Source organism: Coleofasciculus sp. B1-GNL1-01 (assembly GCF_040220235.1).
Lineage (GTDB): Bacteria > Cyanobacteriota > Cyanobacteriia > Cyanobacteriales > Coleofasciculaceae > Coleofasciculus.
The window spans coordinates 14,716-30,959 of sequence record NZ_JAVJTO010000052.1 but is presented as its reverse complement, the minus strand read 5'-3'; the positions used below and the strand labels follow the sequence as shown (position 1 = coordinate 30,959).

At 45.5% G+C, this 16,244-nt stretch carries 13 protein-coding genes and 1 pseudogene; 7 read left to right on the top strand and 7 right to left on the bottom strand.

Features of this window, described 5'->3' with window-relative positions; genetic code table 11:
* Positions 1–170 precede the first annotated feature (170 nt).
* The 3 genes from RID53_RS13345 to RID53_RS13335 all read right to left on the bottom strand — a co-directional run bounded on the left by RID53_RS13345 (position 171) and on the right by RID53_RS13335 (position 3,295).
* Positions 171–863 (bottom strand): FkbM family methyltransferase, encoded by a 693-nt coding sequence (locus RID53_RS13345; protein ID WP_446388564.1) that lies wholly within the window; start codon positions 861–863, stop codon positions 171–173.
* Between the two features lie 41 nt (positions 864–904).
* Positions 905–2,377 carry a glycolate oxidase subunit GlcD gene (glcD, locus tag RID53_RS13340; RefSeq protein ID WP_446388563.1) on the bottom strand — a complete coding sequence of 491 codons (1,473 nt, stop codon included), beginning with the start codon at positions 2,375–2,377 and terminating at the stop codon, positions 905–907.
* A gap of 237 nt (positions 2,378–2,614) precedes the next feature.
* Entirely contained in the window at positions 2,615–3,295 is a 681-nt protein-coding gene (locus RID53_RS13335) for a carbonic anhydrase (RefSeq protein WP_446388562.1), read from the bottom strand.
* A gap of 371 nt (positions 3,296–3,666) precedes the next feature.
* Here RID53_RS13335 and RID53_RS13330 point away from each other — a divergent pair.
* Both RID53_RS13330 and RID53_RS13325 read left to right on the top strand, forming a co-directional pair.
* Positions 3,667–3,804 (top strand): annotated as a pseudogene (locus RID53_RS13330) (type II toxin-antitoxin system HigB family toxin); the annotation flags it as partial.
* A 66-nt stretch (positions 3,805–3,870) separates the two neighbouring features.
* A complete protein-coding gene (locus tag RID53_RS13325; protein ID WP_446388561.1) occupies positions 3,871–4,272 on the top strand; it encodes a DUF4351 domain-containing protein in 402 nt (133 codons plus the stop codon).
* A 36-nt stretch (positions 4,273–4,308) separates the two neighbouring features.
* On the opposite strand, the gene miaA is transcribed toward RID53_RS13325, so the two are convergent.
* Positions 4,309–5,238 carry a tRNA (adenosine(37)-N6)-dimethylallyltransferase MiaA gene (gene miaA, locus RID53_RS13320; RefSeq protein WP_446388560.1) on the bottom strand — a complete coding sequence of 310 codons (930 nt, stop codon included), beginning with the start codon at positions 5,236–5,238 and terminating at the stop codon, positions 4,309–4,311.
* Positions 5,239–5,472: 234 nt separating this feature from the next.
* On the opposite strand from miaA, the gene RID53_RS13315 reads away from it, so the two are divergent.
* Positions 5,473–9,051 carry a DNA gyrase subunit B gene (locus tag RID53_RS13315; protein WP_446388559.1) on the top strand — a complete coding sequence of 1,193 codons (3,579 nt, stop codon included), beginning with the start codon at positions 5,473–5,475 and terminating at the stop codon, positions 9,049–9,051.
* 82 nt (positions 9,052–9,133) lie between these two features.
* Here the strand turns inward: RID53_RS13315 and RID53_RS13310 are convergent, their stop codons facing one another.
* From RID53_RS13310 to RID53_RS13300, 3 genes are all read right to left on the bottom strand, one after another.
* On the bottom strand, positions 9,134–10,144 hold the full coding sequence (locus RID53_RS13310; protein WP_446388558.1) for a PEP-CTERM sorting domain-containing protein: 1,011 nt from the start codon (positions 10,142–10,144) through the stop codon (positions 9,134–9,136).
* Between the two features lie 608 nt (positions 10,145–10,752).
* A complete protein-coding gene (locus tag RID53_RS13305) occupies positions 10,753–11,208 on the bottom strand; it encodes a hypothetical protein (RefSeq protein ID WP_446388557.1) in 456 nt (151 codons plus the stop codon).
* A gap of 233 nt (positions 11,209–11,441) precedes the next feature.
* Positions 11,442–13,997 (bottom strand): sigma 54-interacting transcriptional regulator, encoded by a 2,556-nt coding sequence (locus tag RID53_RS13300; protein ID WP_446388556.1) that lies wholly within the window; start codon positions 13,995–13,997, stop codon positions 11,442–11,444.
* 438 nt (positions 13,998–14,435) lie between these two features.
* Here RID53_RS13300 and RID53_RS13295 point away from each other — a divergent pair, with 438 nt between their 5' ends.
* The 4 genes from RID53_RS13295 to RID53_RS13280 all read left to right on the top strand — a co-directional run bounded on the left by RID53_RS13295 (position 14,436) and on the right by RID53_RS13280 (position 16,182).
* The gene (locus tag RID53_RS13295) at positions 14,436–14,789 is read left to right on the top strand and encodes a hypothetical protein (RefSeq protein ID WP_446344383.1); all 354 of its coding nucleotides are present in this window, start codon (positions 14,436–14,438) and stop codon (positions 14,787–14,789) included.
* The gene (locus RID53_RS13290; RefSeq protein ID WP_446388555.1) at positions 14,749–14,895 is read left to right on the top strand and encodes a hypothetical protein; all 147 of its coding nucleotides are present in this window, start codon (positions 14,749–14,751) and stop codon (positions 14,893–14,895) included. The genes RID53_RS13295 and RID53_RS13290 overlap by 41 nt, the downstream gene beginning before the upstream one ends.
* A gap of 73 nt (positions 14,896–14,968) precedes the next feature.
* Complete coding sequence (locus RID53_RS13285) at positions 14,969–15,217, top strand: hypothetical protein (RefSeq protein ID WP_446388554.1); 249 nt, start codon at positions 14,969–14,971, stop codon at positions 15,215–15,217.
* A gap of 281 nt (positions 15,218–15,498) precedes the next feature.
* Entirely contained in the window at positions 15,499–16,182 is a 684-nt protein-coding gene (locus tag RID53_RS13280) for a class I SAM-dependent methyltransferase (RefSeq protein WP_446388553.1), read from the top strand.
* Positions 16,183–16,244: the final 62 nt, after the last annotated feature.

The following is a 16,244-nucleotide window of genomic DNA, read 5'->3' as shown; positions in this document are numbered from 1 at the left end:
GTACAACCAAAAATTGCATATTATTCCTTTTTTTCTGAAAAAAATACAGCGTTTTCCATGCTGGTGAGGTACATTGAGAATAAGACTTTTGCACTCACAGAGGCTAACCTCGTCTTGTGCCTATACCTCACTAGACTGAGAAATGCTGTAGTAGCCAAAGAGGTTTCAACTCATGAAGATGCCGCCGCTAACAACTTTTGGAATCGACGTTGCAGACCTTGCTGATTACGAATGATATGGCGAATCCATAGATACTCGCCTATTGAAATTGGACAAAGGCTCTGATTAATAAATAACGTATCGTAATAACATCCCAGATACTTACTATAGCATCTAAATCCCAGGGATTCAAAGCGTTTAATTAACTCCTTAACCTCAGATTTTGATACTGTTTCATTGTGATCGTGAAATTCAACAGTTATTTGACCTATAGACTTCAAAAAACTGTCTGAACACTTATGAAAAACATTGATTTCCGCACCTTCAATATCCATCTTAATAAGATCAACGCCAGTCCACCCCAGTTCAATAACAAACTCCTCAAGAGGTTGACAACTAACCGTAATTGTTTTTGAATGAAGCTTAGAGCGATATACTATTGATGACGAAACAGAAACCTCACTAACATTGAAATTAACTGAACCGCTAAAATGAGCTATGGCTAAGTTGTATTTTTTAAGAAGCTCATGTGGTTCAATCTTCTCAAACAGCTTTGGGTTCGGTTCAACAGCAACGCATTGGCAACCAAAACGTGTAATCATAGCTTTTGAAAAAGAACCCCGATTTGCTCCCAAATCAAGAACCCGGGAATTACTACTTAAAAATCGAGTGTGAATAGTATGGTCTTCTATTGTCTCAATCATCATCTCTCCTCCAATATATTTCCCTAATTAAACGATAAACTTCAAAACTGTTCCACATCCTTAAACTGGGCTGACTTTTGAGCATTGGCAGCTTCCCCACAGGTGCGAGGGGTGGGAAATACTTTTCCGGGATTCGCCAAGCCTTTAGGATTAAACACCTGATTAATCCATTTCATAGTCTCCAAATCCGCCTCGCTGAACATATCGGGCATAAAACAGTTCTTATCTGCACCAATCCCATGTTCCCCCGAAATACTTCCGCCTGCATTTACACAAAGTCGCAGGATTTCTCCCCCTAATTCTTCCACCTGTTCAAATGCACCGGGAATTGATTCATCGTACAGAATCAAAGGATGTAAATTGCCATCGCCAGCATGAAAGACATTGGCAATCCGATAGCCATACTTTTCACTTAAGGCTTCAACGTCTTTAAGTACCTGCGCTAACTGTGTCCGAGGAATTACCCCATCTTGGACAAAATAATCGGGACTCAGATGTCCCGCCGCCGCAAATGCAGCTTTGCGTCCTTTCCATAGTTTTAACCGCGTTTCTGGGTCACTGGCGGTGGTAATCGTTCGCGCCCCATTCTGTTGACACAGTTGAGTCACGCGCTTTTTGTTGGTGCTGACTTCTACCTCTAACCCATCCAATTCTACTAATAAAATGGCGCCCGCATCTCTGGGATAACACCCTGTCGCCACCACATCTTCTACCGCGTTGATACTGAGATTATCCATCATTTCCATTCCGGCTGGAATAATCCCTGCACCAATAATATCGGCAACGGCTGCACCTGCGGCTTCTATACTGGTAAAATCTGCCAAAACCACACAGATGGATTCTGGGGTTTTGAGAATTCGCAACGTAATTTCTGTAGCAATTCCTAATGTGCCTTCGGAACCCACAAATAACCCCGTTAAATCATATCCCGGCATTTCCGGAACCATGCCACCAACATCGACAATTGATCCATCCGGAACCACCAGTTTTAACCCCAAAACATGGTTTGTGGTTACGCCATATTTAAGACAATGAACCCCGCCAGAGTTTTCAGCCACATTACCGCCAATGGAACATATAATCTGACTGGAGGGGTCTGGAGCATAATAGAATCCTGCACCACTTACAGCTTGAGTCACCCAGTTGTTGATGACTCCGGGTTGAACTACAATCCGTTGATTGTCGTAGTCAATATCCAAGACACGCTTCATCAAGGCGGTGACAATTAAGACACAATCTTCCACGGGTAAAGCACCGCCCGATAAGCCTGTACCTGCACCTCGCGCCACCCAAGGGATATTATAGCGATCGCAAAGCTTAACAGCAGCAGCTACTTGTTCAGTCGTGCGGGGAAGTACCACCAACGCCGGACGTTGGCGATAACTGGGTAATCCATCACATTCGTAGGTGAGTAATTCCTCCTTGCGGCGAACCACACCCTTTTTACCAATAGCTGCTTCAAATTCCTTGATAATCGGTTTCCAGTTCCGTTTGGGCTTGGCTTGGGTCAACATAGGTCGAGTTTACGAGTACCGCTAGGGGGAAGTTAAAGGTTAAACGTTATACAGTAGGGGCGAGTTTTGCTATTTAGTTTACCTGTAACCGATAACCTATCTACAAAAGCCGCCCTTCGTCCTTCCTCAAAAAAGGATTGATAAAATACTATTTTCAGGGAATTCAGACTTTAATTTCAACCATGCATATCGTGTCTCATTAGTCAACCCTCGTTTTAACGGCTAACGAGTCTCGCTTTACGCTGTTTGAGTCTCCAGCAACGGTGATATATTCAAGCTTTCGGGGTCTTGACCTTCCTCCTCATGTTCGGCTTGGATATTGCATCGTTCAGCGCTGTAAACATAAACGCCACCCGTTTCAATTTTATAGACCCAAGCATGAATATTAATCAGACCCCGATACAGTTTAGCGTGAACCGAGGGATAGGTCTTGAGATTTTCAATCTGTGTCAAAATATTTTCTTCAATCGTGGCATTCAATAAGTCTTCCCCTTCAGCATCCTGATAGTTTTCCTGAATAATCCGGCGTGTCGCTTGAGCATATTTTAACCAGTCATACACCAACGGCATTTTCTCAGTAAGTTCTCCCAGTTGCAGAAGTCCCTTCATCGCGCCACAGTGGGAATGACCACAAACAATGATATGCTTAACTCCTAAGGCTTCAACCGCATATTCAATCGCCGCGCCTTCGCCACCTGCGGTAGCCCCATAAGGCGGGATAATGTTACCCACATTGCGAATGATAAACAGTTCTCCCGGTTCAGTTTGAGTAATCAGATTCGGATCAATCCGGGAGTCGGAACAGGTAATAAATAGAATTCTGGGGTGTTGTCCCTCACTCAGGCGTTCAAATAGTTCTCGGTGGCTGGTGAAGTAGTGAGTTTGGAAATTATGAACACCTTTTAATAATTTTCGCATCAGACAATCATTCCTTATCCTGCGGTGACACTATCACACTTTAGGGGAAAGTTATAGGGATGGATAGGCTATTTTGCTGTAATCGTGAGCTAACGATTCGATTTTTGCATCGTCAGTAGAGTGGGCAAGAGTTATCATCCTTGAAACCCTGATATTATCCTTTGTGGTTCTTGCCCACCACGGGGTAACTTATACTAATGATTTTACGTTGGTTCAGCGATTTGGTAAACTTGATAGTCTGAGGAAGTATGTGCCGTTTTCAGTGCGATCGCAATCCGGTGTAGGGCGAGCCAAGTATAATACTCAGGATAGAAGAACATAGGACTTACGCAAAGACTCTATATGTAGGGTGTGTTAGCGTAGCGTAACGCACCTTAACCAATATCAAAGGAAATCGCGATCGGCTAATAGTAGATATAGTTTACAGCGAACAAACGATTTTCATTAAGTATATCTTAACTCACGCTGAATACGATAAGGACAAGTGGAAAAATGACCCTTATTTTTGATTTACAAACTTATGCCAGATAAGTGTGGTAGAGTCACGTTGATTGCACAATTGCTGGAGGATAACGATGAGTGAACCAAAGCGATATTGGGTTGTCATTCATTATGAGACAGAGATTGAAGCTGAAACTGAATGGGAAGCTTGTCATGATATTTGCCTAGGAAATACAATCGTAGAAAATGCCACTATGATTGCTAAAGCGTTACCGACTGAAGAGAGTGGCGGCAAAAAAGTGATCGAGGAAGCTAGAATAGAAACTCGAAAAAAAGAGGCTTTATCTATTGTTTTAAGACAGCTAGCTTACAAAACCGGAAATTATTCTCTGCTGTTAGATGGGTTATCGTCTCTGACATCTCAGATGCGAAGCCAGCTTCACCATCTGTCCTTAGAACAACTGGAAACTCTGAGTTTAGAAGCACTAAAATTTTCAACGCTTGATCAGCTACAATCTTATCTGGATAATTTGTAAATTGATGGATGTGGCGAAGACAGCGCAACTACAAACCTACCTTAAGTTCATTGATATATTGTCTCGAAATTCCTGAACACGCTGCCAAACTTGATCGACTAAATCCGGACTATCTGCATCAAACCATTCAATTTCTGGATACGCCCGAAACCACGTTCGTTGGCGCTTGGCAAATTGTCGCGTATGCACAACCGTTAATGCTTTTGCCTCAGATAAAGATATATCACCCGCTAAATATTGTTTCATTTCCCGATACCCTAAGGTATTCAAAAGTGGCAAATACCAGCCATATTTTTCCACCAATGTTTTCACTTCTTCTACTAATCCGGCTGTTACCATAGTTTCAGTTCTCTTGGCAATACGTCGGGTGAGGGCGTCAGCGTCTTTACATTGCAAACCGATTGGAAGAATGGGATAATTTGGTGAATTTTCGCCTTGCTGGTCGGATATAGAACGTCCTGTGATGTAAAATACTTCTAATGCTCGTAATATTCTGACTTGATCATGGGGATGAATTTTCTCAGCCGCCTTGGGATCGACTTGTTGTAAGACATTATAGCATTGAGATTGACCGAGAGATGAGAGCTGCGATCGCAAGTCTTCATTGGGGGCGACTCTAGGAATTTTTAATCCTCGAACGATGGCTTTAATATATAAACCTGTACCCCCCACCAGTAACAGGGGCGAAGGGAGAGATGCAATTAACTTTTGGGCTTGTTCCTGATAGTCGGCTACGGTTAATGTTTCAGTGGGAGCGCAAATATCAATCAAGTAATGGGGAACTAACTGTCGTTCGGCGACTGAAGGTTTAGCTGTGCCAATATCAAACTCCCGGTAAACTTGACGGGAATCCGCGCTTACTATTACGGTATTTAATCGCTGCGCTAATTCTAACGCCAGCCCCGACTTCCCTGTCGCCGTCGCCCCACAAATCACAATCAGTTGGGGATGTTTGTTAGAGTTCATGGTTCATGGTTCATTGTTGATTGTTCATGGTTCATTGAAAAAATTATTCTCTCCCCCATCTCCCCTATCTCCCCTATCTCCCCCGCCCAATCCAAAGCAAGGTCTATCCCCTCTATAAATATCTCTTCAGACTACTCTGTAGCCGCCTGTAAGCCTTTTGTGTTAGAATTTCTGAGTGTTTTGCCATTTTAAAGCATATAAACCGCTGAAAGCGTTTACTGGAGAATCCCTGATATGACAAGTAGTTACAGTGCCGATCAGATTCAAGTCTTGGAAGGTCTCGAAGCGGTACGCAGACGTCCGGGAATGTACATTGGTTCTACCGGTCCACGGGGACTCCATCATCTAGTTTACGAGGTTGTAGACAATTCGATCGATGAGGCGCTGGCTGGCTATTGTACTCATATCGAAGTTGACTTCAACGCCGATGGTTCCGTTAGCGTTACCGACGATGGACGGGGTATTCCCACCGATACTCATTCTAAGACGGGTAAATCAGCATTGGAAACCGTAATGACGGTGCTGCACGCGGGCGGTAAGTTTGGCGGCGGCGGGTATAAAGTGTCAGGCGGATTGCACGGGGTTGGGGTTTCTGTCGTCAACGCCCTGTCAGAATGGGTGGATGTTACGGTTTGGCGAGACAAACAGGTGCATACCCAGCGCTACGAACGCGGTATTGCCATGGGGGATTTGGTGGTCAAACCTAGTAAGGAAAACCGCACGGGAACCTCGGTGACGTTCAAACCCGACACGCAAATCTTTACCAATGGGATCGAGTTTGACTACAGTACGGTAGCAGGGCGACTGCGAGAACTCGCCTATTTGAATGGCGGCGTCAGGATTACGTTTACCGATCACCGCGTCTCTCCCGAACGCAGCGACAGCTACCATTATGAGGGGGGTATCCAGGAATATGTGGCGTACATGAATCGGGAAAAGGAACCCCTGCACCAAGAAATTATTTATGTTCAGGGTGAACGGAATAATGTGCAAGTGGAAGTGGCGCTGCAATGGTGTGTGGATGCTTACAGCGATAACCTGCTAGGATTTGCCAACAATATCCGCACCATTGACGGTGGAACTCACTTAGAGGGATTAAAGACAGTTCTGACTCGGACATTGAACGCGATCGCACGCAAGCGGAATAAACTGAAAGAGAGTGAGTCAAACCTAGGTGGCGAGAATGTTCGGGAAGGATTAACTGGCGTCATTTCTGTCAAAGTCCCTGATCCTGAATTTGAAGGACAAACTAAAACCAAACTGGGGAATACCGAAGTTCGGGGTATCGTGGATTCCTTGGTGGGTGAAGTGTTGACGGAATATTTGGAATTTCGTCCTCAAGTCGCTGATTCTGTTTTAGAGAAAGCGATTCAAGCTTTTAAAGCCGCCGAAGCCGCACGTCGGGCGCGGGAGTTGGTACGACGGAAGTCTGTATTAGAGTCGTCTCCCCTACCGGGTAAGTTAGCCGATTGTAGTTCCAGAGATCCCGCAGAATCAGAAATCTTCATCGTTGAGGGGGATAGTGCAGGCGGGAGTGCCAAACAAGGACGCGATCGCCAATTTCAAGCGATTCTACCGCTACGGGGTAAAATCCTCAATATCGAGAAAACGGACGATTCCAAAATTTACAAGAACACAGAAATTCAATCCCTGATTACCGCCCTGGGTTTGGGGATCAAAGGAGAGGAATTTGACGCCTCAAATCTGCGTTATCACCGGGTTGTGATTATGAGTGTCGCCGGAGATGAACCCACTCTCGTCATGGATGATACCGGACGCACGGAGTTTGTCTCCATTGGTGGGTTCATTGATGATTGCATCGAAGGGCGTCGCACCACCGAACGTTATCAAGTGATTTCCTTTGATCCGGTAACACACGCCACTCGGTTCCGCCCTCTGAAAGCCGTGATTCGTCACAGCCATGAGGAACCGATGTACAAAATCACGACGCGGTACAATCGCTCGGTGAAGGTAACGTCTTCTCATAGTGTCTTTGTCTATGAGGATGGAGAGGTTCGCCTGAAGAAAGGGAATGAAGTTAAACCTGGTGATTGGTTGGTAGCGAGTCGGCGTTTACCGCGCCCCACTGAAACTCCGACGCGAGTAGATTTGCTTAAAACATTGTATCGAGCTGGATTGACTCAATCCCTCTATTTACAAGGGGAAGATGTGCGAAAAATTGCCAGCCAACGGGTTCTGGCAAAGGTGACGCGACAGGATCAATGGAATAAGCCACGGGTTACGCTAGACTCAGCCGGATGGCAACAGTTAATTGCTCAACGTCAAGGGTTAGGAATATCCCAGAAGCAGGTGGCGACAACAGTTGGTGTGAAGCAACCAATTACAATTAGTCACTGGGAACGGGGGATTAATCGCCCCACGTTACCGGATTTCCTCAATTATCTGGATGCGATTGGCGGAAATGATAATGTGAGTTACGAGACATTACCCTCAAAACTGGACAACTGTTTAACCCAAGATGATACGAGTAAAAATGCCCGTTGGCGTGAGGTGAGTAACTATAAACCCTTTGACTACTTTACGCCGAGTGAACTAGCACAGCTTGGTGATGAGGTGCAACTTGTACCCCAGGCGCATACGAATAAGGCATTTAACCGCTATTTGCCGATTACGCCGGAACTAATGTGGTTCTTGGGGTGGTATGTAGCGGAAGGCACCTTGAGTAAACATCAAGTGAGTCTGAGTTTAGGTAAAAAGGATGAACCGTTTATCCCTGAACTGATCACGGCGATTGAAAAGGTTTTCGGTGAGACACCACGTCGCTATAATGATACCCGATACGATGGAATTAAACTTTATTTCCACAGTGTTGCCGCTGCGCGACTATTACAAGCGTGGGGATTGAATGGATGGGCGCACGAGAAGAAGTTGCCGGATATTGTCTTTAGCTTACCTGAATCCTTGCAACTGACATTTTTGGAGGGTTATTTACTCGGTGATGGCTCAGTTACCCAAAATAACATTGTCTTGACAACAACCTCTGCCAACCTCAAAGATGGACTACTGTATCTATTAGGACAGCTAGGTATCATTGCATCGCTCCATAACAGTCAATCATCTAATCCACCCGAATCACCTGTTCAGACGCGCCACTACGCCTATTACATCCGCATAGGTACTAAGGAGCAACTGGAGCAGTGGAAGGTAATCTGGAAACGTCACCCTAAAGCACAACGTCTAAAAGACTATCTAGCACGTCCCCAGCACCAAGCACCACAATGTATGCCCATCAGCGATGACTTGATGGGATTGAAAGTGGTGGAGAATCACGAAGTTGAATTGGTGGGTGACTATGTGTATGATTTCTCCGTGGAAGGTGACGAAAACTTTATTTGTGGTACAGGAGGATTGGCAGCAAAAAATACTGACGCTGATGTCGATGGCGCCCATATCCGCACTCTGTTACTTACCTTTTTCTACCGCTATCAACGGGCATTAGTGGATCAGGGGTATATTCACATTGCTTGTCCACCACTCTATAAAGTAGAACGCGGACGCAATCATTACTACTGTTATAGCGATCGCGAACTCACAAACTTGGTTCAAAATGAGTTCCCCGCTAACGCCAATTACACCATCCAACGGTTCAAAGGGTTGGGTGAAATGATGCCCGATCAACTCTGGGATACCACGATGAACCCAGAAACGCGAACCATGAAGCGTGTCGAGATCGAAGATGCAGCCGAAGCCGATCGCATCTTTACCGTTCTCATGGGCGATCGGGTTGCACCCCGCCGGGAGTTCATTGAAACTTATGGATCTCGACTAGATTTGACTGATCTAGATATCTAAGTTCCTGGGTAAAACAGTGTAGGGGTACGATGCATCGTACCCCTACAAATTCTGGCGATAAGACTAGATTAATCAATTCACCTTATTGCTTGGTATTCTTCTGTTTTTTAGACTGTTGGCGTTTAAAGAAAGTACCGAATCCTAACGCCATACCGGAACCCAGAATTGTTAACGGTTCGGGAACAGGTTCAGGATCAGGCAAGTTTCCGTCAAATATTACTGAACTGTCTTCATTATTTGGGGCAACGATGTGATATTCTCCACTTCCCGTAATTGACTTGGCAATCATTTGCCCATTAATATGACCATTTGAGAACTCATTGTACTCAGCCAACGGCGCTAAAACGCTGCCTTGCCAAGCAAAACCTGTAGAGTTCATCTGTGTTGCATTAACAAAGTTGAAGAGAACCCGGTTAGCGTCAGCACCGTTGGGATCACCATTCAGATTAATTTGAAAACCATTCTGGAGATCGAATGGGTTGCCCGTTACGTTAACCAATACTGTAGAGTTAGAATCAAACGAAAGATTTAAACCTTTCGCATTGGCGAAGACGGATGCATCAAGCTCAAATACGTTCAGGTCTGAACTACTACCCGTTAGGTTGAGCGTGTTAGAGTTATTCTGGACTGTGCCGTTAGTCGTTAAATTCCCTAATTGAGCTGAATAATTCTTATAGAATTGCTCGGCAGCACCAAAGGCAATTGGATTTCCTGATTTTAATTGACCATTCTTGATATTCACGCTGGGAGTATCAAGAGTTGCTGTGCCACCTACCACTACATCACCAGCGAATACCTGACCACTAGTTTTATAGTTGAGGTTACCGCCAACAACTAAAGTATCACCTGCACCGTTAGCAGGCAACTGACTGGCGACCCCAAAATTTTCCAACGTGGCATTGCCACCGACGGCTATCCTGCCATGAGCATCCACATTGTAAACATCTAGATCTTCAAAGACGAAGACGTTAAAGTCTTTAGCTGAACCTTTCAAACTGCCAGCTTCAGCAGGCATCGATAAACTAAGGGCTGCGGTAGCTCCTAAAATTGTACTGGCACTGGCAACGGCAATTTTCGTTAAAGTCTTTTTCATTTTTCCAGGGTTGAGCTGATTGAACGGTGGAAGTGATTAACTGCCCGTAAGTATTTGTTTTCATCATATTCGTCTTCCGGAATGCGTGGGTAAAGCTTGCGTAAAGATCAATCCGATTATTTATGAATTTTTTGTAAAGATGACTCCGTAGTTGCTTCAAAACTTATTTATAAAGTTTACGTAAAGAGTTCCCAGAATTTGATGAAGATTGGATGAAGAAACTGCTTTATGTAAAGAAATTACCATTCTGACATGGGACTGGCATTGCCGCATTACCTTGAGGGATCAGCTATGACAGTGATTATTCAATGATCGGCGACACTCCCTGTCAGTCCATGACTCAACATTGTATTCGTCGTCCTTATTGAGCGTTTGATGCTCACAGTTTTCATTATTTAAGATTCACTTTTTCCTCAAATATATTGACAAACAGACTTTTATTTGCTAAAAGAAAATTAAATACTGTTCACATCAAATCAATCGTCTTTGACTCGCTCTCTATATAATCTGTAGCGTTTTCATAGAGTATTCCAGGGAGCAAGTCATAGAGTATTTCAGGGAGCAAGATGCTCCCACTACCAATGACAAATGACAAATGACGAATAGCGTCACTCATCGCCAGGGTCAAAAATCACCTCAAATTCAGCCCCACGCATAAAGCGACGGAGTACACGTTTGTGATCTTCGGCGTCTTGACGATTGTAAAATCGGGCTACCGTATAGCGACGCGCATCATTCAATAAGCGGATAATCACCCAAGGACGGGTTAAGTCTATGGGTTTTTCAATATCCAGCTTACTGTTGAGCGTTTCTAACCGTTCCTGGTTGAGGGTATTACGCACTAATAACATCAGTTGTTTTCGGGCGGGCGTTTCCTGATTGGGTAGCACTGTCCAACCTGCTATCGGTGGGGGTAAATAGGTTAATGTATGAGACTCTTCAGCTTTAGTGATATTCCAAGCCAGACGGCGAGATTGTTTTTGACAGTGGTACCCCTGTTGTCTGAGAACTGAACAAAGACGTTCACCTTCCTTAGTTAGGCGCAACCAATCACTGTGCTTCATGGCAATTCTGAGAATAAATTAACTAGAGAATTTCTTTCCCATCCCTCAGGTAAACCAGAGAGATAGAGGTTTCGCTAGTTACCCTACGTAAGGTTTATTCCCGAAAACCTATTGCTATTGTTTTGACAAATAAATTAATTCATGGTAAGAATTTATCTTCAAAATTGTAGAGACGCGCCATGGCGCGTCTCTACAGGTTCAGGGGTGCTTGACGAATGACAAAGGACAAAAGACTACCGAACAATAATCGCCCAAAGACTTATCCCTAAAACTACTATCCCTAAATGTTGCATCAGGAGCGATCGCACAGGCTGACTGGCAATTTTCTGTGTCAGAACCATACTCAGCAGTACACCTGCAATCAGCGTCACTCCCTGTAAAAACGCAATTACCGCCGGATGCGCCACCCATATCGGTAATCCCTCACCACTTAACCCAAACGTGGCAAAGGTTACAGGCAAAATTCGCCCTGCTTCCGTCAACCCCAACCGTAAATGGTGCGCCAGATTCCCCGCCAACACCAAGGGTAAATATCCATACGCCAACTCAATCAGCGATCGCGGCTTGGGATTAGGTATCGTTAAGTTGAGCGTCTGAATCAGTCGGTAAGATAATTGAATTCCGCCATACGCCACTAACGGAATCAACGCCGGGAGACTCAAAACCGCCAACGAAAACCAAGCGTGTGTGCCAAATTGACTCAAATCTAGGTGTAAATTCAGTTGCTGATTTAACTCCGGTAAGCGATGCAAAAACACACCGCCTAACAACAACAACAATAACGCCACCTCATAACTGCGAGGAATATGAGTTGTCCACAACTCAATCCCTGGCGGACGCAAATTCACCTCCACAGAACGGTGTGGACAAGCTTTTAAACAAGTCATGCATAAAACACAATCCCGATTATCTTGTAACTGGGCGGGATGGGAATATAATGGACAGCCATTGGTTTCCATTCCTTCCCCTTTCTGGGGTCCACCCTTATAACATTGATAGGTGGTACATTCGGCTGAACAGGTTCCCTGCTGCGCCCGTAACTCCGTCATCGACAACTTGGCAAATAAACCATTCATCCCACCAATGGGACACAAATAGCGACACCAAAAGCGACGCTCGAAAATTGCCGAGAAAATCATCGCTCCCGCCGTAATTAATAAGAGTAAACAAGCGGAAAGATACGCCGTATTTTCTAAATCCCAGAGTTCTTCCCATAAGAAAATTAGGGCAAATAAGCCAAACAAAAACCAGCCGCCCCAGGTTTCCGCTAATTGTCGTGACCACGGTTTTAACTGACGCGGAAATAGCCACAAGGATAATTTCTGGGTCACTTCCCCGTAAATCATAAACGGACACACGGCACACCAGAGGCGTCCCACAAAGGGAAAGCCAATCAAGACGAGGGGCCACCACCATGCCCAAAAGAGATTTAAGGTAAAGTTTTCCTGGCGGGTTTGCGGACCGATAAAGCCCATGATTACGACTAGGGCAAACAAGCTTAAGGTAAATCCATAGTTAATGCGATCGGGCCACCAATCACTTCGTAAAAATCGCCGCAGTTGGGGATAGGTATTTAACAGATTAAAGCGGAATTGTTTTTTCTTACTCTGGGAGGGCCACAACAGTTCTTCCGTGAGTTCTTTGCCAGAGTCCGATTGAACCAGCGCCCGTTCCACTAAGTTTTTTAATTCCCTGAGATTACCGGGAAAATCATAGCCTTGTAACTGACGTAGGGCTTCGGGTGTAATCTTGGGTTTATTAATTCCTTTAGCGCGACATAAAAGACTAATATAATAGTTCATCTGGTCGCTAATATCTGTTTTTCTCACCCGCAGTGGCGGCACTTTTATCACTTGTCCAACTAGGGGACTAATCGTGGGGAGCGCCGTTTCGGTAATCATAATAATCCGGGCGCTGCACTCTTTCACCTGCGTCGATTGTTCTAGGGAACGGCGGACAGGTTGATACGTTCCAGTTTCTAATAGAGTTGCCAGTTGAGGCATTAAATCCTGGGGCAATTCATCCACATTATTGAGAATCAACGTTCCCGTGTTCAGGGAATCAATGAGTCCCGGTTTGCCCCCTTCCCGCCCAAACAGTTCCGCACCACTGGCTTGCACTTTACTACAATCGATTTTAATCACAGGTTCGCGGCGATAGGCTGAACCAAAGTGAATCAGCGCGGCGGTGTTGTCTTTTTCCAATCCGGGTTCACCGAAAATGAGTACAGATTGGCGAGTATCAGCGGCTTGTTTGATTTGTTGGCGGAGTCGTACCGCATAACGGCTTCTACCAATAATTCCCCGTTTGGCTTTGTTGACTAAATAGGGGCGCAGCGCCACCTGGCGTTCTTGTTCGACCTTAAGTTGAGACGACAGGTGTGCCAAATCTTGGGCAAGTTGGGGTGAGAAGGCTTGAGAAATTTCGGGATACTGGTGGATTAAGTCTCGGAATTGTTCGGCTGGGATGCGCCACAGGTGAGTGTCGCTGCGGGTGACGATAGTTCTCTGTGCGGATTGATTGAGAAGTAACTCCTGTAAATGAATCACGGCACCAGTAAGCCAACTGACGCCCCAAATCGAACCCAGTTGGTTGGTTCGGTAGCCTTCAATACGCCCCTGTTGCAGAATATAGAGATAGTCTACCGGGGTATCTTCGATAACCAGACGCTCCTGGGCATTTACCGCCAGCGCTTCCATCTGTGGCGCGATCGCCTGTAAAATTTCATCGGAGAGAATGCTAAAAGCGGTGCGTTCTCGCAGCCATGTCACTAGGTCGAGATAGGTCATCCTGTCCTCATCATCCAATTTAGTTTATAGTTTCTTTATAGATAATCAATGGAGCAATTTCCCTAACCAACGGCAAAACACGACCAAATGATTGAGCTGGCGAATCTCTGGGTTCCTCTCGCGCTTTTGGGGTTGATTATCCTAGCCGCGCTCTTTTTTAGTTGGGCAAGTTAGACAAGGTGTAAGTAGGTGGGGACAATTAAAGTTAACGGTAGGGATAGTCATTCGTCATACTCGAACAGCTCCCAGCAAGCTACGTCATTCGTCCTTGTCTGCCCCATCTCCCCCAGCTTCCCTAGCTTCCCCAGCTCCCTCTGCTTCCCCAGCTCCCCCAGCTCCCCCAGCTCCCTCTGCTTCCGTACCCTATTGTCATCCACCATCCCATTATCTCTGGGATAGGTAAAATATGCATCAGTGATTTTAGCCCCCTTGTTATCTATGAGCGGACATCTGCCGCCGATTAGTGATTTACGCGCTCGCCATACCGGCTGGGATAAACCAACGCCAGAACATCTTAAGGATATTGGCACGATTGAGTTTTTCTGGCGAAACCTGTTTGAGGCAATTTTCCATCCAGAGCAAGGCAACTGGCAATATCATTGGCAGCAGCTCTACAATCTGATTTTGGAGCGATGCCCCGACAATGATGAACGCCGCACGACTATTTTCTACCTAGAGACGGTCAAAAACTGCTTGAAGATAGAGGGAGACTGGAAAAAATATTGGAAACGGATACTGATTTATATGGAAAATGCCAGAGATTGGGCGAGGAAATCGGTTATCCGAGGATGAGCCTGATTCCGGAACGAGTGGGATGATTGATACACCCGTTATAGGAGATGAGGAAGATGTTAACGAAGCGGGACAAAGTTGGGAAGATGAGAGAGTTGTGAGTTAACCAGCAAAGCATCCTGATCCACACCAGTAAATCCTGAACAAAGGAAAACAAAGGAATAGAGGAGCCGATCAGGATGCCTGAATATCAGTGGAAATTAACGATTATAGAGCGTAACTTGCTGTTATCGAATTGGATGAACCTAATTCCAGAAGCCCAAGAGCGTATGCTAGAAGAGGCGGACGAGTTGATGCCAATGTTACCATTCTCGGATAGGCGGCGGTTACTGGCGTCTTTGGAAACACTTCAGCATCATACCCAAGCCGAGTTACATCAGAAGATTCAGCAGATTTTAGGGAGTCAGATGGAGTTACATGCCGCATAGGTAGGGTTTAGTCCAGCCCTATCCGTGTCAACTTAAGCCACAACCCTTGCCAATTAGGGTTTCGAGCCGTTCAACACAAACTAATCGTGTTGCTTCTCCCTAAGCTATTACAGGAGAAAGAGCAATCCGCAAGAGCATTCTCTTACTTCCCCTGCTTCCCCCGCTTCCCCTGCTCCCCCTGCTTCCCCTGCTTTTAGCGCTTAAGTTGACACCAATGAATGATCCAGCCCTCACCCCCAACCCCCTCTCCATCCCCCCTTATCCCCCTTGGAGACTGTTTGATGTTTGAACAACAACCCGAAGGATTACGGCAGAAAGTCAAATTCTTGGCAACAGAAGCGCTAAACAAATCCGATCCCTCTGGATGGTTTGATCGCTTATATTCCCAAGCCAATTGTGATCCCAATCAAGTACCGTGGGCGCGTTTGAAACCCCATCCCTATTTCCAAGATTGGCTAAATAAAAATAAGCCCCAAGGGAATCATCGCTCGGCTTTAGTTATTGGCTGTGGATTGGGTGATGATGCGGAAGCATTGGCTAGAGTGGGTTTCAACGTGACAGCCTTTGATATTTCTCCAACCGCGATCGCCTGGTGTCAGCAACGATTTCCCAATTCTCCAGTTAGCTATGTTGTCGCTGATTTGTTCGCGCTAGATCCAGCTTGGCGTCATCAGTTTGACTTGGTATTAGAATGCCGGAATATCCAAGCGTTACCCTTAAATGTACGATCAACTGTGATTGATGCGATCGCGGCTTTGGTGGCTATAGAGGGAATCCTGTTATTAATCACGCGATTTCGCCAGACAGAGGCTGAACCTGATGGTCCACCTTGGGCGCTTTCTAATCAGGAACTTGCCCAATTTCAGGACTTGAGATTAGAGGAAGTTCGCCGGGATAGCTTTATTGAAGCTGAGAATCCTTCTGTACAACAGCTTCGGATTGAATATAGGAGAGCAAGACAGTGAGCCGACTGATACCAAGTTGCGTTCAAAGATAGCAGATAGAGTAGATGGGGTGAGGGGGTGAG